The organism is Brevibacillus choshinensis (assembly GCF_016811915.1).
Lineage (GTDB): Bacteria > Bacillota > Bacilli > Brevibacillales > Brevibacillaceae > Brevibacillus > Brevibacillus choshinensis_A.
Map to the genome: position 1 here is coordinate 2,301,624 of NZ_CP069127.1, position 22,758 is coordinate 2,324,381.

A 22,758-nucleotide genomic window follows, 5' to 3' on the forward strand; every position below is an offset into this window, starting at 1 on the left:
TTGACAGAAATTAAGGTTCCCGATCTGGAACAAAAAGCGCTAGCGTTGCTTCAAGCAGACGCGGACAAAATTTACAAGCTGATCGACGTACAGATGGAAAACCTGACCATGCCGCAGTGCCCGCTGTATGAAGAGGTATTGGATACACAAATGTTTGGGCTCTCCCGCGAAGTAGAGTATGCGGTTCGCCTGGGACTGATTGAAGAAGAGATCGGACGCGAAATTATGGGTTCCCTGGAACGCAAATTGGCCCATCTCCATGAACTGTATAACCAAAGGTAAAAGCGAGGAGAACAGCGATATTCCTCGCTTTTCATTTTGCTTCTAATTAGATTTAGCCAAATTGAAAAAAAGTATTGCATATTAGTAACGTGTACATTACATTAATAGATATATTTTTTGATATGTGTAAATGCGAAGATAGAGACTAGTAAACGGATCAACCGCTTGTCAGGGAGAAGCTGCCAGAGACTGGAAGCAGCTTTGAAGTGTGTCCCGTGGAATTCACTCTGGAGCATTTGGGTCATTCCGTTACAGATGGCAAAGCGAGACAGTCAGCTCACGGCAGCTGTTGTCTAAGTAGGGTGGTACCGCGAGAATAAACAGAACTCGTCCCTTTTTGGGGGCGGGTTTTTTTATTTTATCAAGAGAGTTACAGATTAGGAGTGAAGGGGTATGAAACAGACAGAGCAGTGGACGAGCAGGCTCGGGTTCATCCTGGCAGCAGCAGGGTCCGCGATTGGTCTGGGAGCAATTTGGAAGTTTCCGTATATCGTAGGAACCAGCGGGGGTGGCGCCTTTTTTCTTTTGTTCCTGATCTTCACGGTGGTGATTGGGCTTCCGCTGTTGCTCGGGGAGTTTACCATTGGGCGCAGCACACAAAAGGAGGCCATCAGCGCGTACAAGGCAGTTGCTCCCGGAACACTGTGGCATTGGATTGGGCGCCTCGGCGTCGTTACGTGTTTTCTCTTGCTGTCGTTCTACAGTGTGGTAGGAGGCTGGATCCTCACTTATTTGGTGAAAGGGCTCATGGGTCAGATCACGGGACCCGCTTATGATCAGCTGTTTGGAACGGTCATCAGCAATCCGACTGGTGCGGTTTTTGCTCAGCTCATCTTTATGCTGATCACATCTTGGGTAGTAGCCCGCGGGGTGCAGAGCGGGATTGAATCCGCCAATAAATACATGATGCCGGCCTTGTTTATTCTATTTCTCATCTTGATGTTTCGATCGCTTACGCTGGACGGGGCGATGGCAGGAATCTCCTTTTTTCTCAGTCCAGACTTCTCCAAGCTGAGTTCGCAGACCATCCTGTATGCCCTGGGTCAATCGTTCTTCTCGCTGAGTGTAGGCGTATCCGTTATGGTGACCTACAGCTCTTATCTGGCAAAGAATGAGAGCCTGGTGCGTTCCGCAGGTTCGATCGTTGGCTTGAATCTGTTGGTCTCCCTGTTTGCGGGACTGGCCATTTTCCCTGCTGTATTCTCACTGGGGGTCGAGCCGACTGCAGGGCCGGGCTTGCTCTTTATTGTGCTGCCTTCTGTCTTTGAAAAGATTGCGCTTGGCAGCCTGTTCTTGTGGATTTTCCTGGCCTTGTTCCTATTTGCGACGTTGACGTCAGCGTTTTCGATGCTGGAAATCATCGTGGCTTCCCTGGCTAAAGGAGAAGAGAAAAAGCGCAAGTACCTCTCCTGGCTGATCGGGCTCTTCATCTTCATCGTGGGAATACCGTCGGCTCTGTCGTTTGGCGTTTGGAGCGAGTTTACCATCTTTGGAAAATCGATTTTTGATGCCATGGACTTTCTGGTCAGCAATATCCTGATGCCGCTGGGTGCTCTGCTCATTGCGGTGTTCGTGCCTTTGAAAATGAAGCGGGAGACCCTTCTTCATGAACTGAATGCAAGTACCTCCGCTGGGCGTAAGCTGTTTGTTCTGTGGCTGGTGCTGCTGAAATACGTGGCTCCGCTCGCGATCTTGTTTGTGTTTTTGAATTTGCTGGGAATTTTATAGGGCGCAAAAAAGGACTGCCGGGCATCATGAGCCGCGCAGTCCTTTTGACTGTAAACGGACTTAGGCAAAGAAAAATGCTGTCCCTAAAATGATGTAAACCGTCAGCAACAGCACACCTTCAAACCAGTTGGTTGCCCCGTCTTTCGTAATGGAAATGGTGATGAACGTAGCCACACCGATGGCTGCCAGCTCATAGGGAGTGAACACGATGTCCATCGGCTTGCCGATCAGGAGGCTGACGAGCACGAGGGTAGGTGCGACAAACAGAGCGATTTGCAGGCTGGAGCCGATGGCGATCTCAACGGCGGCACCGATTCTTCCTTTCATAGCCAGCAGCAGTGCGGCACTATGCTCGGCTGCGTTCCCGATAATCGCGATGACGAATGCACCTACGAACAGCTCGGACCAGCCCATTGCTTCGGAGACGTGCTGGACTCCGTGAACGAGCCACTCCGAGACGAGGGCGACAAAGACGGTAGAGATGGCGAGCATTAGGATGGATACGCCTTTGGACCAGACGGCCTCACTTTCATGCTCTTCGATGTCTGACAAAAAGTCACTGTGGGTGATCATCGAGAAGATGAGCCACAGCACGTAGGCAAGGATGAGGAGGATGGCGATCACGATGCTGAGCGTCTCAATCTTCACTGGCGGCAAGCCTCTCATGAAAACCGCCGGGATAAACAGGGCAACGATAGCTAGCGTCATGAGGGAAGCATTATGACCAGCCAGCTGGCTATTGAACTTCTGCTCCTTGAATTTCAGGCCACCCATCAGGACGCTGAGCCCCAGCACCAGCAGCATGTTGCCGATGATGGCGCCGGTGATAGAGGCTTTCACCATTTCAAACAAGCCTTCTTTTACGAGGAAAAAGGCAATGATCAACTCAGCGGCATTGCCGAATGTCGCATTGAGAAAACCACCGATACGATCACCCGCGTAATGCGCGACGTTTTCGGTAGATTTTCCGAGCCAAGCAGCCAAAAACACAATGCTGATCGCCGCGGTAATGAACTGGAACATTTCATTTTCCGTGAAGTAGTGGGCGAATGCGGCCAAGAGGAAGGTCGCGCCGACCACGGCAAAAAATAGACGCAAATTCATACGGTCACCTCTGCTTATGTACTTTCTGTCTTGCGGGGGTGCAAGCACTATTACACCACTATTACCCTATGCGCCTTCCCGATAGTATAGAGTTCCTCAACAGGAAGAAACTAAACGGTGAACAACGAATGGGAGGTGGCAAACATGACAGTGCCTTACTTGTGTCCGACGTGTAAATCGAATCGCATGCGGTTTACGGTAATCGAACAAACACCCCGTTACATGCGACTCGACCCGCAGTCAGGAGAGGTGGTTGCCGAGTTATCCGCTGACCAGTTGGACCTCTTTCACAAGCCGTACAACGGAGACGCCTACTTGATCCAATGCGGGGTTTGTGGAACGACCGAGTCGGAAGAGCGATTCGTCAAGATGGCCGAGCACATGAAAAATCAACGCTCCTAGGAGCGTCACGCAAAAAGAAACAGGCACGTGAGTCTCGGACCCGCGTGCCTGTTTTTCGTTGCAGGAAAGCGATTAGCGGCAGAAAATGTGGCGACCGATCTTTTTGATTTGCGGACGGCTCCAAATCCATCCGGATGTGGCTGTGTCCGGATTGAAGTAGTAGATCGCTCCGCCAGTCGGGTCCCAGCCTTTGAGCGCATCATTGACGGCCCGTTTGGATGTTTCGTTCGGTGTGAGCCAGATTTGTCCATCTGCTACTGCCGTAAAAGCACGCGGTTCAAAGATGACGCCTGCAGGAGTATTCGGGAAGGCTGGGTTTTTGGTCCGATTGAGGATAACTGCAGCCACCGCTACTTGTCCGATGTATGGCTCCCCGCGGGATTCCCCGTACACCGCGTTTGCCATCAGGCGCAGATCATTTTCCGAAATCCCTGCTGCATGAAAGGTCTCTTTTGCGGGAGCGGGAGCAGGAGCGGTGGTTGTGGGCGGTGTTCCCTGCGCCGTTTGCGGAACACCCAGGTCTTCTGCGGTGGGTCTGTAGCCACTCGTCGCGTTGTACAGCTTCAGCTTTGTTTTGGCTCCGAGCACGCCGTCTATAGGCAATCCGAATTCATATTGGAAGTTGCGCAGAGCCCAATACGAACGCCAACCGAAGACGCCGTCCACCTTTCCTGTGTAGAATCCCAAATGTTTCAGTCGATATTGCATCTCGCGGACGTCTGATCCTTCTGCCCCAACCTTGACGATTTGTTGGCTGAACGCATCCGATCGCATTGGGTAAACCACTACTGCTGTCGTGATTAGAATCGCAAGTACTGCTGCGGCCATCAGCCATTTATAAGGCTGTTTCATGGCAAATCCTCCTTCACAAGGGTGCTAAACACCAGATGATAGAGATTAGGTTCTCCAACTATCGAAATCGAGTCTTAGTAAAATACTGGAGAAAGAGCAAACTATCGCGTGAACGGGAATGACTCGAGGAAGGGAAGTGCAGCAGGATGCAGGTCGCAACGTTTCTTACCGCTCAACTGACAAAATGGGGAGTAAAGCGAATCTATGGCGTCGCAGGAGATGCTCTATTTGCTTGGCTGGAGAGTTTGGGGAATCAGGAGGAGATCCATTATGTGTCGTGCAAGCATGAGGCAGCAGCTGCCATGATGGCAAGCGCGGAGGCAAAGCTCACTGGCCGTCCGTCCGTCTGCACGGCTACGATGGGGCCGGGCTCGATCAATTTGTTGAATGGACTGGCGGATGCATGGGCGGACCGAGTCCCTGTGGTGGCGATTACCGGTCAGGTAGAAACATACAAGCTGGGAGGAGCGTATAAACAGTACATCCCCCAAGAGGACGTGATGAGGCCTGTCTGCAAATATACGACGACAGTCACCCATCCGGATGCGATTGGGATGGTTTTGCATAAAGCATTCGTCACTTCGTCGGAGCAAAGGGGAGTTTCGCATATTGCCATCTGCAAGGATGTGTTTGGCCAACTGACGCAGTCCAGAATCATACCGGAACTGCCGAGAGTGGCCTCGTCCATCAGTCCGGATCGTATCGAGATGGAGCAGGCGGCAGAGCTTCTCCTGCGATCAAAGAAACCAGTGCTGCTGCTCGGTGTGGGTGCAAGGCAGGAGGCGAAAGGCTGCCGCAGACTAGCTGAGCAGCTAGGGGCAGGGGTGCTGCTCACCTTAGGAGCGAAGGGAATGCTCGATGAATCCCATCCTCTTGTCCTGGGTGGTCTGGGCGAAGGGGGGAGTGAATCTGGTTTGCATGCTTTGGCGAAGGCGGATTTGCTGGTGATTTTGGGGGCAAGCTGGTTCCCACGTTCCTACATACCGAAATATCTACCCATTATCCAGGTCGATTCCCACCCCGATTCCGTCCACGCGCATCCGCAGCTGTTTTCCGTGATCGCCAATCTCGATGATGTGCTTTCGCTGTGGACAAGGCGTTTAGAAATGCGTGAACTGGACGATGCTTGGGAGGAACAGGTAGAACGATGGCATGCGGAGTTTTGGGAGGAAACGGAGCGACTCACGGATCAGGGCGCTGATGAACGGATCAAACCGGAAACGTTGATTCATGAATTGGGGAATGTCCTCAAAGAGGATGCGATCATTACGCTGGATACCGGCGAGCACACCCTTTGGTTTAACCGTGCTTTTCGAGCCAGCGCCCAGTTTCCCCTGTTTTCAGGCAAATGGCGGACGATGGGGTTTGGGTTGCCCGCTGCGATAGCCGCCAAGCTCAGTCATCCTGAGCGGCAAGTGGTTTGCCTAACGGGCGACGGTGGTTTGCAGATGCACTTGGCTGAGTTGATGACGGCAGTCGAGCAGAGCGTTTCCATTTTGTTGGTGGTGGTCAACAACGCCACGCTTGGACTGGAAGAGATCAAGATGAAGCAGGCGGGCTATACGCCGTTTGGAATGAAGCTGCGCAATCCGGATTTTGTACGTTGGGCCGAGGCGTGTGGAGTCGACGGTCGGGCGGTACAGACAATTGCTGACTTGCGCTCTACCTTGAATGAGCTGCGGGATGTCGAGCGTTTGACACTGCTCGACGTCTCCTGCACGCCTCCGACATTATCGGAGAGAAAAAAACAAATTCCCTTCCAAGCCCAAGCTTGATTTGTTTATAATGAGAGAAAAGTGAGAAATATTGGTGGGAGAGGTTACTAATCGGGCGAAGGAGGAGGGCGTCCAGATGGTGGAAAAGCTCGGTGAAATCAGGGTAGCAGATCAGGTGATTGCTGTCATCGCTGGAGCGGCAGTAGAAGAAGTGCTGGAGGTATCCGTTCGTTCTGGTGGACTTTATCAGGATATTGCCAAGAAAATTAATGGTGGATCGAAAGGGATCAGTGTCTCGATGCAAGAAGACCGTGTCACGATCGATATGCGCGTCTCTGTGCGCTATGGAACGCCCATCCATCACGTATGCCAGACCTTGCAGGAGCGAGTCAAAGAGGCTGTGGAGCATTTGACAGGTCTGCTGGTCGAAGCCATCAATGTTCGGGTGGAAGCCATCGAGGTAAAATAATCTCCCGCTTACATGATAAGATACAGTAAGAATTGGAAAATCACTCGTCCTTCAGGTATTTCAACATACGTTGAGATGCCTTTTTGTTTGCAAAGGACAACGGTACACAAAAAGCCGCCCGTTCAGGCGGCTTTTGCGAAGTAGGATGGATTCCTCTTTCATGAAACGGTATACGTCGTCCTGGTGACCTGCTCGTCCACCTTTTGCCTGCTCACTTCCCTGGACACATTCAGCAAAATGCCTGTGGAGATCAGACAGACGAGCAAGGATGACCCGCCATAGCTGATAAAGGGAAGGGGGACGCCTGTCAGCGGGATAATCCCTGTCACCCCACCGATGTTAACGGCAGCTTGCAGGGCGATCATGCTGATGACACCGATTCCCACGAGGCTGGCAAACGTATCCTTGACGCGCAGGCAAATATGGATGCCTCGAAGCAAGAACAGCAAATAGATGAGCAAGAAGATGGAAGCACCGATGAAACCGAGCTCTTCCGAAATGATCGAAAAAATGAAATCGGTATGGGCTTCGGGCAAGTACAAATATTTCTGGATGCTTTTACCAAACCCTGTGCCTGAAAGTCCGCCGTGTGCGATCGCGATCCACGACTGAATAATGTTGTAGCCCGTGTACAAAGGATCACTCCATGGGTCGAGATAGGAGTTGATCCGGTTCAAGGCGTGCTGCTTTACGGTAATGTAGGCAGCCAAGGCAAGAGTGACGACAGGCCCGCCGATTACGATCAAATGTCGAATCTTTGCCCCCCCACAGACCAGAACAATCAGCGCAGTGCCAAGCAAAATGGCGGCCGAACCGAGGTCAGGCTGCGCGACGATCAGCAGAAAAAACAGCCCGGTCACCAAAAGCGGAGGCATCAGACCTGATTTTAATTTGCCGATGCCGTCTCCTTTTTTGGCGACGATCGCAGCCAAGTACAGGATCAGCCCGAGCTTGGCAAATTCAGCTGGCTGGAGACTTGCCGAACCGATACGGAACCAGGAACGCGCTCCCTTGATGTCTTCCCCGATCCCTGGAATCAATACCAGCAGCAAGGAAAAGAAGCTCACGATGGCAATCAGCAAGAAATTGCGTTTGTAAAAGGAGAAGGGAATGTTCATGGCAACCAGCATCCCGACAATGCCTAATACCAAAAAGCGAATTTGCCGTTTCACAAAGTACAATTCATCGCCGTTGCAGTAACTGCAGCCGTTTGAGGTAAAGCTGGTCAATGCAAAGATCGAGCTTGAGCTGAGTACCATTGTGATGCCAAACCCAACGATCAGGGCGGTTAGAAACAGTAACAAAAAGTCAGGAACGCCCCGTGTTTTCATCGTAGAACCCCCTTCTACGTGAAACAGAGAGGGGACGCCTCTCTGTTTGTTTGCACGTTTTCATTTGAAATGCTGGCTGTGACTAGTGCGAGGAGAGTTTTTCGTTCAGCATTTGCAGTTTGAGTTTGGCCGATTTGATGACAGAATCAGGGATTGGGTAGTCATAATCCAAGCCGTGCGGGAAAAGATGTTTGCCCATATAAGGGTCTTCCAGTTTCAGGACAGCGTGGGAATCCTCCAGCTTTCCTTCGGTCACGTTTGCTTCCAGACGCAGGTAGTAAACGTTCCCTTTATCTTGGATTTTATAATCGTATGTAGCGTGTTTGTAATCCCAAGCACCACGGTCAAAACCGAGATCGCTCATGTAGTGCTCCAGATCGGCGAAAAAGACTTCTTTTGTGCCAACCCCAGTGTCCTTGATAACCATTCTTTTTCCTCCTACAAAAAGGTAAGATTTTCACTTATTAATGATAGTCTGTTTTTGGAAGAAGCGCAATGTATAAGTCAGTCATGTGGGTAGATGACCTGAATTACCATCATATGGTATAATTTTCTTTACAATAGATCGTACTCAAGGGTGGTCGGCATCCCCGGTAGAAGGGGGGTGATAACATGACAGTATTCGAGGCACTAAGTCTGATGTTAACGTTTGGGACTTTAGTAGTGATGCTGTCATCTAGTAGGAAAAAGTAGACCTCCCTTGAGCTTCGCAGCTGGGAGGTCTACAGGCGGGTACTATGAGCCGACTCCCCTAGGAGAACGACTATTGTAGCTTTGGGCCGCACGGGTGTTGCAGCACCCTGCGGCCTTTTTCGCTACTGTCCATAGACACCATGTTACCATAATATCACAGGGGGATCGATCTACTCTAGTGGAAAAATCGTGACGCACGTCCCGCCAGTGCGAATGAACGAATAGGTAATAGGACACACTACAAGCGTTCATTAGCAAAGGAGGAGAACGATGATGGCGAAAGTAGAAAACCGCACATTGCGCGAAATCATGACAAAAGATATCGCGACGGTGACGCTCAAGGATAACGTGTACGAGGTCGCTTGCAAAATGCGTGACTGGAACGTGGGCGTGATTCCAGTCGTAAACGAGCAAAACGATGTGATCGGCGTCATTACCGACCGCGATATCGTGATTCGCGGACTGGCTGAGAAACATGAGGGCTCGACTGCCACCGAAGTCGTCATGACACGTGATATTGTCCTCGGTCAACCAGGGATGACCGTAGATGAGGCGGCTAAGATCATGGCCCAGCATCAAATTCGCCGCCTGCCTGTCGTGGAAAACGGCAAGCTGGCTGGAATTGTCGCGTTGGGTGACATGGCGATTCGTCAAGTTCACCATGATGAAGCGAGCGATGCGCTCCAGCAAATTTCGGAACCTGCTACGCATTAACCCTCTGCACCCATTTCCCACACATGAAGCATCAGCTGTCGGCAGCGAAAACCGGCAGCTTTTTTGATTTTTGCTTTACTCTGACGTTACGGAAAGGTTTATGATACGAGAAAGGAATGAGAGCAGGGAGAGGTACCTGATGCAAATAAAGGACATGGCTCAGCGGCTGCAGATTACTCCGCGGGCAATCCGTTATTATGAAGAAAAAGGTTTGATCCGGCCGCAAAAGGCGGATGAATCCGGCTATCGCCAATTTTCCGAAGAGGATCTTTGGAGACTGCAGACCATCATTACCTTGCGCGAGGTGGGAATGCCCATTGAAGATATCCGAGAGCTGCTGGAACAGATGGACCAGGGGAAGGGAAGCTTATTGCACTATTTGGAGCTTCAGCGATCATTCATGTACGACAGGTGGGTAGAGCTGAGCAAGGTAATCGAAACGACGGAATCAATGATCGAACGGGTCCGGACTGAGCAGGTCATCGCTCCTGCCTCTTTATACGAACTGGCGGAAGCCAACAAACGGCTCCGACAGACACGGGACGTCTGGGTGGACCGCTGGAATTTTAACCAGATAGCAGATGTATACGACGAGCTGGTGACGAGGAAGCAGGAAGGGTACAACAAGCACGAGAGGTACGACGAAGTGCTGGACGCCGTGGTATCGGCGACTGTGCCAATGCCGGGTGAAGCAGGCTTGGACGCAGGGACCGGGACGGGCAATCTGGCTGGCCGGTTTCTTTCATACGGCGTCAAGATGAGCGGGTTTGACCAATCCCTGGAGATGCTTAGACAATGCAGGCGCAAGCATCCAGAGGTAGAGACCAAGCTGGGGACATTTTTCGCCTTCCCATTCCTGGAGAACCGCTTTGATTTTGTAGTGAGCAGCTATGCCCTGCATCATTTGACTGATGATCAAAAGGTGCTCGCGCTAGCGGAGTTCCGGCGGGTGCTCAAGCACCAAGGCCGGTTGATCATTGCCGATCTGATGTTTGCCGATCAGGAGCATCGCCGGCAGCATGTGAAGGAGCTTGAAAATGCTGGAGATATTCGTGCGCTTGAACAGCTGGAACATGAATGCGTGGCAGACCGTTCCCGTTTGCTTGCCGAACTGGCCGATCTCGGCTTCCAGGCTGATTCTCATCAATTGACAACATATGTTCATCTGATTTCAGCTCGATTAAAATAGAACATCCTCTGCATTTTTGGGCTCTTCCAATCACTGGCACGTGTCTAGCCTTCTGCATAGGCTGTATCGAGAAGGGAAAGGGGGACTCCGTAATGGGTCTGTTCGACAGTTTTTTTGATCGAGACAACGATGAGCTTTTATGGATTATTATCGTCGTGGCTGTCTTGTTTTTCTTCTTTAACAGTGACCGCGACTAATCCGAACCTATAGACAAAAACGACCTTCGCGCTAGGTCGTTTTTTCCGTGCGAAGATTGCATGACATATTGACCTTGACCCGATCTTCTACTACGCTAAAAGCCGATGCAACGTAGAAGGGAAGGAATGGAATGAAACGAATGGCAATATGCCTGGCATTGCTCGCGGGATTGCTGGGTGCCTGTTCAACGCCGGGTCAACCCCAGGCCAATGGCGAGATGGAAGCCACCGTTCAGCGAGTGGTGGATGGAGATACGTTCGAATTATCTACTGGGGAAAAGGTACGTCTCATTGGCGTAGATACGCCAGAGACAGTCAAGCCCAATCATCCTGTGGAACCATATGGAAAAGAAGCGAGCGATTTTTCAAAGCAATTGCTGACCGGTCAAAAGGTCACGTTGAAATTCGATGTGGAGCCCTATGACAAATACAAACGGTTGCTAGCCTATATGTATTTGCAGGACGGGACATTCGTCAACGAAAAATTGGTTCGGGAAGGCTATGCACGCATCATGACCATACCGCCGAATGTAGCCCAAGCGGATTTGTTTTTGCAAGCCGAGAGGGAAGCTCGGGAGAACAATAGAGGACTGTGGGGAAAATCCACACAGACACAGAATCCAAATCCAACCAAGACGCCGACTTCAACCGAGAAGCCATCTGCGGCCGATCCTTCGCAACCAGAAGGCAAGCCCATCAAGGGAAACATCAATGCCAAGGGCGAGAAAATCTATCACGTACCTGGTTCTTCCAGCTATGAACAAACCAAGGCGGAGATGTGGTTTGCGACGGAGGAAGAGGCAAAAGCGGCGGGCTTCAGGGCGCCGAAGCGTTAGCAGCAGGGGAAGTCAAACGCCATTTCGTTCTTCATGTATTGTGGAGGCGAAATGGCGTTTGTTCGTTCGTTAAAGGAGGGGTGATTGTTCTTTACAACGAACAATGAGATGCTACAATAAGAAACATAGGCATCCCTTTCGGAAAGGAGATGTGATGCATGCTAGTCTCTGTTGCTTCAGAATATGATTGCTGGGAAAGGGGGGAATGGCCAATCGAGGCTGCAAATGGTGGACCCTTTCTGAAAAAAAAAGAAGTCCATGTCTGGGTGGCGAGTGTCTCCTCCGTCCTTCCTGGCAACTTCGACCTGAGTCACGAAGAAGAAGCAAAGGCAACCCGTTTTTTATCTCGCCTCGATCAAAAACGATACCGATTTTCTCGCATGCTCCTCCGACTTCTCTTATCCGCTTATGTGCAATGTGATCCTTCAGTCTTACGCTTTGGAAAAAATCACGTTGGTAAGCCTTTTTTGTTTTCAGGAGATAAAGAAAGCCACATCCGCTTTAACCTGTCGCACACCAGGGATGCCGTTTGCTATGTAATGGCTTTTGATCAGGAAGTGGGTATTGATATGGAATACATCGATGACAGGTTTGATTGGCAAAGTGTCTCCCATTCCTTTTTTTCAGATCTAGAGAAGCAACTGCTCCATTCGAAGCAGGGAAACGATCAGCTCATTGCGTTCTATCAGATCTGGACCCGAAAAGAGGCCTATCTAAAAGCTAAGGGAATGGGACTGGCTGGTCTCGATGAATGGGGACGTTTAAAGGATACGAGTACGTTTGAGGACGTATGCCTGCATGATTTTCGCTACCGAGATCAGTACGTTGGGACATTGGCTCTGGAATCAACTTTACCATCGGTACGTTATTTCCAATTTCCGAATGCTTGAAATGGATGCAAGCTGAATGAGGAGGATTTTATGAAGCATGTTCTCTTGGAGCAGGAAGACGTTGGCCTTTCTACGGACCACGGAATTGCGGAACGAGCATTCGATCATGAGAGAAGAGCCAAGTTTTACACTTATGTGTGGAAGCTGGCCGGTCAACTCGACTCTGATGCATTGCAAGAGGCCATGGACGAAATCGTGAGAAGGCATGAAGTTCTGCGAATGTCTGTCAGCATGCAAAACGGGATTCCTGCGAACATCGTACAGCCATTTTTGCCGTTGAAATGGACAATCATTGATCTTCGCCCAATGCCAAAGGCAGAGTCAGATGTCTATATCCAAATGTGCTTGCAAGGTAGAAACTTCAGCCCATTGGAGACGGCAAGGGAAAGCGACCCTCCTCTTCGTACAGTACTGCTGAAGGTGTCAGATACGGAACACTTGTTTTTGCTGCAGGTATATGCATCAGCTGCTGACGATTGGTCTATTCACATTTTGCAGGAAGAGCTGTTTGCGGCATACCAGGCTTTTCAACTCAAAGAATCCCCACAGTGGCGAGAACAACCCGTTTCTTTTGAAAGCTACCGCCAGTGGCGGGAAAAATGGTGTACAGGCCAAACAGCAGTAGCTGAGCTCGCATTTTGGAAAAAGAAAATGGGTTATGAACCACCCGAGCAGTATTTGCCCGTGGATTCATCAGGCGCCCCAGCAGCTGTTTTAACCACGCACACCTACCAACTATCCATCCCTCCGCATCTCAAGCAGCAATTGTACGCTTTCTCCAATCAACAACAGCTCAGCCCATTCCATCTATTATTGACCGTGTTGAAAATGCTGTTACGACGATATGGTAACGAAGACGAGATTCGTGTCGCCACGCTCGTTTCCAGGCGAGACGATCCTGCTATCGAGCGAGGCATTGGCTCCTTTGCCAACCTGCTGCTTCTACAAACGTTCTGGAAGCAAGATTTGACGTTTCGTGAAGCCCTCTTCGTCGTTCAACAGACACTTACCGAGGCGTACCAGCGTCAGCGGATCCCATTCGACTATGTGGTAAAGGAGCTAGGTTTAAGCCGCACAGCTCAGCCTCTCTATCGAGTGATGTTTCACATGCCGCCTGCGCTGCCGAAAATAGTTTTACCAGGTCTGCAAATCACAAAACTTGACACAGGCAATCGCTGTGAGGAAGCGGAGTTGGTCATAAAGGCAACGGAGTCCGAAGAAGGGATGAAGTTCTTATTTACCTATGCTACCAACAAGTTCAGTGAGGATAGCATTATCCGTATGGGAGGGCATTTCACCACGCTGCTCAGCGAAGCATTGGCACATCCTGACGTGAGAGTAACAGAATTGCCGATGCTGACCTCGGCTGAAAGCCAGCAGCTGCTGGTGGAATGGAATCTGGAGAGGGCCACTTATCCTCGTGATCTCAGTATTCCGGAGGTCTTTGAACAGCAGGTGAAGGAGCAGCCTGATGAAGTGGCCCTGCTGTTTGAAGATAGCGTACTGTCCTACCGGCAATTGAATGATCGAGCAAATGAAATCGCTTCTCGACTGCGAGCGCTGCAAATAACTCCTGATCAGCTGGTAGCGGTCTGTCTCGACCGTTCGTTCGATATGATCGCCAGCTACTTAGGAGTGTTAAAAGCGGGAGGAGCGTACGTACCGATCGATTTAACCTACCCCAAAGAGCGGATCGCCTATATGCTTGAAGACGCTGCCGTTCCGTTTGTGATTACAACAGAGCGCATTGCAAAAGACCTTCCCGCCATCACCGCCAATTGGCTGTATCTCGATAAAGATGCTCAGGAGCCCTCCTCTGAAGGTCATGAACCCTGCAGGGTAAGTACGGCGGACAGCCTGGCTTACGTCATGTACACATCAGGCTCAACAGGCAAACCGAAAGGCGTCATGGTGGATCATCGGGGAATCGTCCGTTTGGTGAAAGACATTGATTACGCTTCTGTAGGTCCGGATGAAGTCTATATGAATTTAGGTGCAGTCGCCTTTGATGTATCCGCATTTGAAATTTATGGGGCATTGTTGAACGGAGGGAAGCTGGTCATCCTCCCGACAAACAAGCCGAGCTTCGAAGAAATCGCCAGAACAATCGAGCGATACAAAGTGACATCGCTTAACATCACCCCTGACCGGTTGAATGTCCTGCTCGAGGATCACAGTGAAGCCCTGCGTGGGTTGCGCCAGGTGATGCCTGGGGGAGAAGCGCTTCCAGTCTGGCTGGCTCGCAAATGTATGACAAAGTTGCCCAACAGCCGACTGATCAATCTGTACGGCCCGACAGAAAATGCAGTCAATACAACGAGCTATCATGTGAAAGAATTGCCTGAGAACGCCACTATGGTCCCGATCGGTCGCCCCATTGCCAATGATCGACTCTATATTCTCGACGACCATTTGCAGCCAGTTCCTATCGGGGTCATAGGAGATCTGTACATTGCCGGGGACGGGGTGGCGAAAGGCTATTTGAACAGGCCGGAATTGACAGAAGAGCGATTTCCCAAAGATCCGTTCGGCAATGTGCCTGGACGGCGAATGTATAAGTCAGGAGATTTGGCACGGTATCGGGCAGATGGTAACGTAGAGTTCATCGGCAGAGCTGATGATCAAGTGAAAATCAGAGGATGTCGGATTGAATTAGGCGAGATTGAGACCGTAGTAGGCACGTTTTCCGGGGTGCGTCAAGCGGTCGCAGGAGTCACAAAGAGCAAGGACGGCTCCGCAAATCTGATCGCTTATGTCGTCATGAACGCAGGAGTCAGCTTTGATCAAGGAAAGCTGCGTGAGTTTGTCCGCGACCGATTGCCAGAATATATGATTCCGACCTTTTTTCTTGAGCTTCAGGAGGTGCCCGTCACACCCGTAGGAAAGATCGATCGTAGAAGGCTCCCAGAGCCGACTGTAGCAAGTAATGAAGAGCTGGTCGTGCAGCCGCGCAATCAAGTCGAAGAAAAGCTCGTGCAGATTTGGGAAAAATTGCTGGAGGTAAAGCCGATCGGCGTGACCGACAACTTCTTTCTTCTTGGCGGCAACTCCTTGTTGGCCATGACGATGTTCTCTTACATCGAGAAGACTTTTCAAAAGAGGCTGTCCGTCTCCAGTGTTTTTCAGGAAGATACAATCGAAAAACTTGCGAGACTTCTTTCCTCGGGCGAGGAGCACGCGGAGCTGTCGAAATCATTGGTACCAATCCAGCCATTGGGACAGCAAGCCCCTATGTTTTGCATTCATGGAGGGGGAGGAGAAGTACTGATTTATGGTGATTTGGCGCGCAGGCTGGGCAAGAATCAGCCTCTCTACGGCTTGCGTTACTCAGGCGGAGGTGATCGACAGGTCAGTGTTGAAGAAATGGCAGCCAAGTATATCCAGGAAATTCGCGAGGTGCAGACCAAAGGGCCGTACCACCTGATAGGTTTTTGCCTGGGAGGAGCGATTGCTTACGAAATGGCCCAGCAGCTCAGGAGGGATGGACAGGAGATTGGCCTCCTGACTATCCTGAATTATGCCAACCCGGCACTGCCTCCGCTCAAGACGGAAACCAAGATCATCAATAGCTTCAAGCTCCTCTTTCAATTGCCGCCTGATTTGCGCACTCCCTTTGTTATGCAAAAGCTGCGGTTTGTCGGAAACGTGCTCAAGAAAACGATGGATTCGACACCGGGTGATGACGATTCTTTGCAGGTTCTGATTCAGGCGATGCGTGCGTACAGACCTGAACCGTATTCCGGAAGATTGCTCTTGATTCGTGCCATGACCAATCTAAATCAGGCCGAAAAGCTGGGCTGGAAGGTCACCGATGAAGGCCAAATTGAAGAACATTGCATGACAGCCGATCACGGTACGTTACTGAAAGAGCCGAATCTGATTACGCTTATCGAGCATGTTCGAAATCATTTGAATGTAAGAAAAGGGGAAAGGAATCTCAGTTCCTTTTGACTAATGCCACAAAGATCAACCCTCGATTCTAGAGTTTCTGGAATCGAGGGTTTTTTGTGCGTTTGCCCATCACGCGCCATTGGTGGGCGACATAAGGTAATCATGACTGGTCAGATACCTATTTTGGAGGAGGATGTCTGCATTGGATTCACAAACACGGGTCTATTTCCCTTATGTAAGCCCTCATGATCCATGCCCCCCGATACGCGTCAAGTCGTACTACGTCCCACCTGAGCTCTTCATCGGTTTTCAACCCCCCGATCTTCCGCAGTTCTCTCCCATGGAGGCTCTGATGCGAGGTACGCTGTGGCCTGCGCTTTACAGTCCTTACATTCCGACGGGACAGAGGGAAAGCAGAGGGGAGGGCCACCATGAACGTTAATCCGCATACAAGACCTGGCGATGAGCAGTACATGGAAATGCTCAAGGAGCTGCAAGCAGTTGACTTCGTCTTGTGTGAGCTGAATTTATATCTGGATACCCATCCGAATGATATGAACGCGATTGAGCAATACAATGAACTCACGCAGCAGCGCTGGCAAATGGCCAATGAATTCGAAGCCCTGTACGGGCCGCTCATGAACTTTGGGCACAGCTTTTCGGGTTATCCGTGGCAATGGAACGATACGCCTTGGCCTTGGCAAGTTTAACATAGAGAAATGAGGGGTAATTGCGACGATGTGGATCTATGAGAAAAAGCTTCAATACCCGGTTCGTGTGGGCAAGTGCGATGTTCGAATGGCAAAATTCCTGATGGAGCAATACGGCGGTGCTGACGGTGAGCTAGCTGCTGCCCTCCGCTATTTAAATCAACGATACACGATCCCGGATAAAGTCATTGGACTTTTGACCGATATCGGAACGGAAGAATTTGCGCATTTGGAAATGATCGCGACCATGGTGTACAAATTGACCAAAGACGCGACCGTGGAAGAGCTGGAAGCAGCAGGACTCGGCGCCCACTACGCCAATCACGACCGCGCCCTCTTTTATGAAAATGCAGGCGGTGTACCATTTACTGCCACCTACATCCAGGCAAAGGGGGATCCCATCGCGGATTTGTACGAAGATATCGCAGCGGAGGAAAAGGCGCGCGCTACTTATCAGTGGCTCATTGACATGACGGATGATGTGGATATTCAAGATGGCTTAAAATATTTGCGTGAGCGGGAAGTCGTGCACTCCCTGCGCTTTAGGGAAGCGGTTGAGATATTGAAAGAAGAGCAAGGCCGCAAGAAATTTTTCTAATCGTAGAGGAGAATGAAGCGCTGGCCAATCGGGCACACTGGGGTATGACTGAATCTGGAAAGGAGTGCCCCGATGAAGGCCAAACGATTTGTCATTCGCTTGCTGCTTTTGATCGGAGTTGCTGCGTGCGTAGAATACTTTGTCTATGCAAACAATCACGTGGCGCCGACTGAAGCGACGGTAGAAGAAAGTCATAATCATTCGCAAGCCCCGACTCTCGCGGTCACGCACACGCTCAATCAGGATGATTTGGAGCTCAAGATCGCGGTGACGAACTTCTCTTTCTCCTTGGAAAACATGGGGAAGGAAAACAAGCCTGGAGAGGGGCATGTCCATCTCTATCTGGATGGAAAAAAGGTGGCAAAGGTATTTGAGCCCTCTTATGTATTGAAGGATATTCCGAGCGGCAAGCATGAGGTCATGGTGGAGCTGGCGAACAACAACCATGAATCATACGGTGTCACCCAGCGCATTTCCATTGAAGTAAAGCCGTGAAGGATGCAGAAAGCCGACGTCCGAGTGCCCGTTTGGCGCACTTAGAAGTCGGCTTTTTGTGTAAGAAGTGCTTTATCGCATTTGTACAGTGACTTGTGCTTGTTGATCAGGCAGAGCGATGACCAGTGTCGGATAAGAAATGACCTGGATTTTCATCGCGCCTGGTGCTGGTGCTTTGACGTGAACGGAAACCGTAAAGCCGTGAGGGCCTGTCCGTTTGACTTGATCGGCCACGAGCTGATAACCGCCGGTAGGACGTTGGCCTGCTCCAATGACTACATAGGACTTGCCTTTGGCGCGAACAACCGTATGGCCGCCTGTTTTCCGCACCTTGCTGAGTGCATCTTGTACGGCAGGAGGATAAGGAGCAGCAACCGCTTCATATTGTGCATCCACCGGTGCAACCTCTTCCGCCGGGGCCACAGTTGGGGTAGGATGTGGAGTAGGCATTGGATGAACTCCAGTCAAAGTCAAAGCAGCAGAAAGCAACAAACCGGGAAACATGGTAAACATCATACATCCCTCCATTTGTTGGATAGAATCTATAAAAAGCAGAGGTGACAGTCGTGCGCGTACAGGATTCGCTGGAATGCCTGTCCGAAACCACTCAGAGAGCCATTCTGGTAGAGCAGTTGAATCGATTTGGTGTGGCTGATGACCAGGACTTGTCTTCTCGGCTGCAAGCCCCAACTTTTATGAAGCGCGTGTGGGAACAGGCAACTGAGATCGAGCGAGAAGTCATGAAGAAATTTGTCATCGCGTCGACCAGAGGTTTTTTTAGCAAACGCTCCTGGGAGCAGATGATCGCCTCAGACCAACGACATATGGCCGTCGGCTTGACAAGGCTGAGACGGCTTGGAATCGTTATGACCGTCCGCAAGATGTGGAGCGAGATCGGTTATCTCATGCCGCAGGAGATCCGTGAGCAAATCACAGGGTATCTCCTCCCTGAATCGTCCCGGGCATTTGTGTCTCTTTCAAAAACGCTCCCTTATTATATAACGGCAGGTCGGGGGATACATCTGGATCTTTTTGGGCTTCTTCTGTTCATTCGGGACAATCAGGTTCCTGTGACGCAGAGGGGCACTGTTCATCGACGCATGTCATTGCGCATGTCTGCGTTGCTCTCCATGACGGACGAGCATTGTGCGGGATTGACTTTGCCTCCCTTGGATCAGGAAGAAAGAGAAGGACTTGCCTTGACCATTCATCTGGATGTTGCGATGCGTCTGGGTCTGATCCAGGTCGAGAACAAGCAGCTTTCCATTCGAACAAAAGAAGTAAGGCGCTGGCTCGCACAATCTCCGCCTGAGCGGTGGAAGGAAACCTTCGATTGTGTGATGGAGCAGTATTTGCCGCATGGAGAATGGTGGGAGGCGTTTACGGCCATGATGCGGCAAGTGCCGCTGGATCAGTGGTGTTCGCTGGAGGAACAGCTGCTCATGCTAAAGGAGGCTGGCTTCGCTTTACCTCTGGAAGCTGACCAGCTCATTCTGAAGAAATGGCTCCATCTGCTTATGGGGATGGGGTGGATTCAGCTAGGAATGGAAGGGGAAAACCGACACTTCTGGCGCTGGATCAGTCTGCCCCATTTGACAGCCGAGGAAGGCTGGTTTATCGATCCGGCCGGCTCCATCACCATCCCTCCGCTCGTTCCCATGCAAGCCGTTTGGGAAATCAGCCGTTTTTGCACGCTGCAATTTGACGGGCAGCTGATCCGTGGCGAAGTGCAGGCAAAAGAGGTGCAGAACTTCCTTGCTTCAGGTCGAAGCGAGGAGCAAGTGATCGAGCTGCTGAGCTTGGCTTGCGCGCATCCTGTGCCGGAAGCATTGATCGAAGCCATCGGGCAATGGGCCAAGACCGCACGCCAAATTCAAATGGAGCCTTTTTTTCGTGTCCGGACAGCCCATTCCGGTTTCATGGAAGAGTGGAAGGATATTCCCGACTTTCAGCCGTATTTATCGCAGATCCTATCCCCAACAGACTTCCTTATCCCCATGTCGCAGAAGGAACAGCTGGTGGCTCTTCTGCGAGAATACGGATACGAGCCTCAGGTATTGGCTCCGGCATTTGAAGCAGCCACGGCAGCTGAGAGCATGGCGGATGGGAGGGCACCCGTCGGTTGGTTCGCAGTGGAACGCCCTTGGGACGGATATGCGGTGGAAAATACGTTTCCTGACTTATTGGAAGGGATAAAGGAAGTGGCTTCCCTGCCCAAAATGTGGACACAGCATTTTCAATCCTATCATCCGCAGTCGCTCAGGGATCTTTTCAAACGGGCAAGTGAGCTGAAGCTGGAGGTGGAAATCCAGCAGCCGGGCAAAGACAAGGTGAAAGGACTGCCCACAGACGTCCGTGTGGATATGGGATATTGGACCGTTACGCTTTCGGGTGAGGGCGGAAAAGTGCGCTATCGACTGGATGAAATTGGGAGAGTGCGCATTCTGGTGCCCGATTATCTGTACGAAGGGGTATGATCGTGGTACAATCGAGGGGTAGTTAGTTACCCTAGAAAGGAGGTCTCGCTCAAATGGAAGCATTGGAAACAGCGGATGTCACGCAGCTGTTGCTGGAGTCCCACGAACTTTCCACGATGATTAACCAGTCGCGCGAGGTCTCGGAGTATCTGCAGGCAAAGCGCCGGATGGAAGCAGACACGGAGGCGCAGCGATTGCTGGCGCTCTTTGAAAAGAAGAAGGAGCAGTACGAGGATGTGCAACGGTTCGGGAAATACCACCCCGACTACAACCATATATCGAAAGAAGTCCGTGAACTCAAGCGCACCATCGAGTTGATGGATTCCGTTCAGGCGTTCAAGCGGGCTGAGGAATCTCTGGACGAATTGTTGTATCAAGTGAGCCGGACGATCGCGAATGCCGTATCGGATACGATCAAGGTTCCGAGCAACAATCCGTTTCTTGAAGCCCAGAGCAGTGGCTGTGGCACAGGGGGAAGCTGCGGCTGCAGCGTGAAAAAGCCCTCCTGATCTCTTTTCATGAGTGCTTCTCACGGAGCAAAAAGCAGTCTTCGCACAAGTTCCCGCAACAAAATTGCTTCTCGCTCGGAACGAGGAAGCGGAAGCGGTAGACATGGCAACGTTCATCTGAGCGTACGTAGATGCACTCAGGTTTCAATTTTGTACCGAAAGTGAGGCGCTCTCCAATCACCATGAGCTGTGTGGTCAGGCTCTGGGCGGGGAGCGTGCTGCTTACATAGAAAAAGCGCTGACCGGCGTGTGTGCGCCAGTGGCTTGACGTTACAAGTCCTTCCTGGAGAAGCGATTTTTCAAATTGCTGATAAAACGAAGCCAGCATGTATGACCACGATTCCTTTCTGTAACAGAGCTTCATTGGTCATTATACCACGATTTGGGAAGGAGACCGACGCCTAAACATGAGAGAGCGACGTCTGGGGGTTGCCGTGTGGGTAAAAAACACACGTGCTGCTAAAAATTTACGTAAATTTGGCACCATTCACTACATCTCCAAGCGGTTAAACTACGTATCCATGTATGTGGATGCCAATTTGATTGACGAAACGATCCGCACGATGGAAAAACTGCATTTCGTCACCAAGATCGAGCGTTCCCACCGCCATGAGATTCCGGTGGAGTACAACAACGCAAGACCGGATAAGGCCAAGGAATACGATTACAAGCAAGAAAAGAACCAGCTGATGGCACTCGCAGAATCCCTGACATCCGACGAAGGGAATCAAGCGACTGCCGTTTCGACATAACCTGCACACATGCTGCCATATTTCGGCAGCTTTTTTCCTTTTGCTAGCACGGTGTACATGGTATGCTTAGAGAGTGAAACACATGAGTGGTGCTAATGAATGCGTTTTCATGGAATATAGATCGTGTGGAAAGGTGGGGCACATCCATGATTCATCTAGATATTAACTGCGATATGGCCGAGGGCTTTAGCAGAGGACGACAATCCGAGGATTTGGGTATTATGAAGTGGATCACCTCCGTCAACATTGCGTGCGGCTTGCATGCAGGTGACCCGCATATCATTTACAGAACGATCGAAGCTGCACTGAAGCATGATGTGAAGATCGGGGCGCATCCCGGCTATCCGGATGTTCAAGGGTTTGGCCGCCGCTCCATGAATCTCTCTGTCAACGAAGTGTACGAACTGGTTCTTTACCAGGTAGCGGCGCTGTCCGGAATGACGCGGGCGATCGGAGGAGAATTGCATCACGTAAAATTGCATGGAGCGCTGTACAATGAGGCTGCAGAAAGACCAGAACTGGCGGAAGCAGTCGTTCAGGCCATCGCTGACATTGATGAAGACCTGATTTTGTACGCTCTCTCCGGCAGCAAGCTGGTGGAGGCTGGCCTTGAGCACGGTTTGCAGGTGGCTGAGGAAGTATTTGCAGAGCGTGCCTATTTGCCCAATGGGCGCTTGGCACCTCGCGAGCTGGAAGGCAGCGTCTTGATCAGCAAGGAAGAGCGCATGGAGCAGACTCGTCAGCTCGTCCTGAAGCAAAAAGTGACGACCGTAGACGGACAGAGTATCGCACTTGCCGCAGATACTCTTTGCGTGCATCATGAAAGTCACGATGTCCTGCAGTTTTTGGTGGAGCTGCATCGTTGGGCTAAAGAAAACGGAGTGTCGATTGAGCCGATCAGCGCAAAATAGGTGCCGGGAATCG

At 50.9% G+C, this 22,758-nt stretch carries 24 protein-coding genes; 19 read left to right on the forward strand and 5 right to left on the reverse strand.

Annotated features, from left to right (window positions below; all coding sequences use genetic code 11):
- On the forward strand, window positions 1-282 hold the full coding sequence (locus tag JNE38_RS11755; RefSeq protein ID WP_055743407.1) for an Fpa/YlaN family protein: 282 nt from the start codon (window positions 1-3) through the stop codon (window positions 280-282).
- Window positions 283-675: 393 nt separating this feature from the next.
- A complete protein-coding gene (locus JNE38_RS11760) occupies window positions 676-2,010 on the forward strand; it encodes a sodium-dependent transporter (RefSeq protein WP_203356717.1) in 1,335 nt (444 codons plus the stop codon).
- Window positions 2,011-2,070: 60 nt separating this feature from the next.
- Here the strand turns inward: JNE38_RS11760 and cax are convergent, their stop codons facing one another.
- Entirely contained in the window at window positions 2,071-3,114 is a 1,044-nt protein-coding gene (gene cax / locus JNE38_RS11765; RefSeq protein ID WP_203356718.1) for a calcium/proton exchanger, read from the reverse strand.
- A 144-nt stretch (window positions 3,115-3,258) separates the two neighbouring features.
- On the opposite strand from cax, the gene JNE38_RS11770 reads away from it, so the two are divergent.
- On the forward strand, window positions 3,259-3,516 hold the full coding sequence (locus JNE38_RS11770; protein ID WP_203357519.1) for a hypothetical protein: 258 nt from the start codon (window positions 3,259-3,261) through the stop codon (window positions 3,514-3,516).
- 72 nt (window positions 3,517-3,588) lie between these two features.
- On the opposite strand, the gene sleB is transcribed toward JNE38_RS11770, so the two are convergent.
- Complete coding sequence (gene sleB, locus JNE38_RS11775; RefSeq protein ID WP_203356719.1) at window positions 3,589-4,368, reverse strand: spore cortex-lytic enzyme; 780 nt, start codon at window positions 4,366-4,368, stop codon at window positions 3,589-3,591.
- 146 nt (window positions 4,369-4,514) lie between these two features.
- Here sleB and JNE38_RS11780 point away from each other — a divergent pair, with 146 nt between their 5' ends.
- Complete coding sequence (locus tag JNE38_RS11780; protein WP_203356720.1) at window positions 4,515-6,143, forward strand: thiamine pyrophosphate-binding protein; 1,629 nt, start codon at window positions 4,515-4,517, stop codon at window positions 6,141-6,143.
- A 76-nt stretch (window positions 6,144-6,219) separates the two neighbouring features.
- Entirely contained in the window at window positions 6,220-6,552 is a 333-nt protein-coding gene (locus tag JNE38_RS11785) for an Asp23/Gls24 family envelope stress response protein (protein WP_203356721.1), read from the forward strand.
- A gap of 158 nt (window positions 6,553-6,710) precedes the next feature.
- Here the strand turns inward: JNE38_RS11785 and ftsW are convergent, their stop codons facing one another.
- The gene (ftsW, locus tag JNE38_RS11790) at window positions 6,711-7,883 is read right to left on the reverse strand and encodes a putative lipid II flippase FtsW (RefSeq protein WP_203356722.1); all 1,173 of its coding nucleotides are present in this window, start codon (window positions 7,881-7,883) and stop codon (window positions 6,711-6,713) included.
- Window positions 7,884-7,965: 82 nt separating this feature from the next.
- Window positions 7,966-8,310: a YugN family protein gene (locus JNE38_RS11795; RefSeq protein ID WP_203356723.1), complete on the reverse strand. Its 345-nt coding sequence runs from the start codon at window positions 8,308-8,310 to the stop codon at window positions 7,966-7,968.
- A gap of 185 nt (window positions 8,311-8,495) precedes the next feature.
- On the opposite strand from JNE38_RS11795, the gene JNE38_RS31145 reads away from it, so the two are divergent.
- The 10 genes from JNE38_RS31145 (at window position 8,496) to JNE38_RS11840 (ending at window position 18,096) form a co-directional block, all read left to right on the forward strand.
- The gene (locus tag JNE38_RS31145) at window positions 8,496-8,576 is read left to right on the forward strand and encodes a putative holin-like toxin (protein ID WP_353936533.1); all 81 of its coding nucleotides are present in this window, start codon (window positions 8,496-8,498) and stop codon (window positions 8,574-8,576) included.
- Between the two features lie 273 nt (window positions 8,577-8,849).
- Window positions 8,850-9,290 carry a CBS domain-containing protein gene (locus JNE38_RS11800; RefSeq protein WP_203357520.1) on the forward strand — a complete coding sequence of 147 codons (441 nt, stop codon included), beginning with the start codon at window positions 8,850-8,852 and terminating at the stop codon, window positions 9,288-9,290.
- A gap of 139 nt (window positions 9,291-9,429) precedes the next feature.
- Window positions 9,430-10,479 (forward strand): MerR family transcriptional regulator, encoded by a 1,050-nt coding sequence (locus JNE38_RS11805; RefSeq protein ID WP_203356724.1) that lies wholly within the window; start codon window positions 9,430-9,432, stop codon window positions 10,477-10,479.
- A 328-nt stretch (window positions 10,480-10,807) separates the two neighbouring features.
- A complete protein-coding gene (locus tag JNE38_RS11810) occupies window positions 10,808-11,512 on the forward strand; it encodes a thermonuclease family protein (RefSeq protein ID WP_203356725.1) in 705 nt (234 codons plus the stop codon).
- 158 nt (window positions 11,513-11,670) lie between these two features.
- Complete coding sequence (locus tag JNE38_RS11815) at window positions 11,671-12,402, forward strand: 4'-phosphopantetheinyl transferase family protein (protein WP_203356726.1); 732 nt, start codon at window positions 11,671-11,673, stop codon at window positions 12,400-12,402.
- Between the two features lie 30 nt (window positions 12,403-12,432).
- The gene (locus JNE38_RS11820) at window positions 12,433-16,353 is read left to right on the forward strand and encodes a non-ribosomal peptide synthetase (protein WP_203356727.1); all 3,921 of its coding nucleotides are present in this window, start codon (window positions 12,433-12,435) and stop codon (window positions 16,351-16,353) included.
- A gap of 142 nt (window positions 16,354-16,495) precedes the next feature.
- Window positions 16,496-16,735, forward strand: coding sequence for a spore coat associated protein CotJA (locus JNE38_RS11825; RefSeq protein ID WP_275296699.1), 240 nt, complete (start codon window positions 16,496-16,498; stop codon window positions 16,733-16,735).
- A complete protein-coding gene (locus tag JNE38_RS11830) occupies window positions 16,725-17,003 on the forward strand; it encodes a spore coat protein CotJB (protein WP_203356729.1) in 279 nt (92 codons plus the stop codon). The genes JNE38_RS11825 and JNE38_RS11830 overlap by 11 nt, the downstream gene beginning before the upstream one ends.
- Window positions 17,004-17,031: 28 nt before the next feature.
- Window positions 17,032-17,601, forward strand: coding sequence for a manganese catalase family protein (locus tag JNE38_RS11835; RefSeq protein ID WP_122923202.1), 570 nt, complete (start codon window positions 17,032-17,034; stop codon window positions 17,599-17,601).
- A gap of 72 nt (window positions 17,602-17,673) precedes the next feature.
- Window positions 17,674-18,096, forward strand: a complete 423-nt coding sequence (locus JNE38_RS11840; RefSeq protein WP_203356730.1) for a hypothetical protein — start codon at window positions 17,674-17,676, stop codon at window positions 18,094-18,096.
- Between the two features lie 72 nt (window positions 18,097-18,168).
- Here the strand turns inward: JNE38_RS11840 and JNE38_RS11845 are convergent, their stop codons facing one another.
- Entirely contained in the window at window positions 18,169-18,546 is a 378-nt protein-coding gene (locus JNE38_RS11845; RefSeq protein WP_428993722.1) for a protease complex subunit PrcB family protein, read from the reverse strand.
- Between the two features lie 116 nt (window positions 18,547-18,662).
- On the opposite strand from JNE38_RS11845, the gene JNE38_RS11850 reads away from it, so the two are divergent.
- The 4 genes from JNE38_RS11850 (at window position 18,663) to JNE38_RS11865 (ending at window position 22,745) form a co-directional block, all read left to right on the forward strand.
- A complete protein-coding gene (locus tag JNE38_RS11850) occupies window positions 18,663-20,573 on the forward strand; it encodes a hypothetical protein (RefSeq protein WP_203356731.1) in 1,911 nt (636 codons plus the stop codon).
- Window positions 20,574-20,626: 53 nt separating this feature from the next.
- The gene (locus JNE38_RS11855) at window positions 20,627-21,082 is read left to right on the forward strand and encodes a YlbF/YmcA family competence regulator (protein WP_203356732.1); all 456 of its coding nucleotides are present in this window, start codon (window positions 20,627-20,629) and stop codon (window positions 21,080-21,082) included.
- 407 nt (window positions 21,083-21,489) lie between these two features.
- The gene (locus tag JNE38_RS11860) at window positions 21,490-21,834 is read left to right on the forward strand and encodes a YlbG family protein (RefSeq protein WP_203356733.1); all 345 of its coding nucleotides are present in this window, start codon (window positions 21,490-21,492) and stop codon (window positions 21,832-21,834) included.
- 146 nt (window positions 21,835-21,980) lie between these two features.
- A complete protein-coding gene (locus JNE38_RS11865) occupies window positions 21,981-22,745 on the forward strand; it encodes a LamB/YcsF family protein (protein WP_203356734.1) in 765 nt (254 codons plus the stop codon).
- Window positions 22,746-22,758 lie beyond the last annotated feature (13 nt).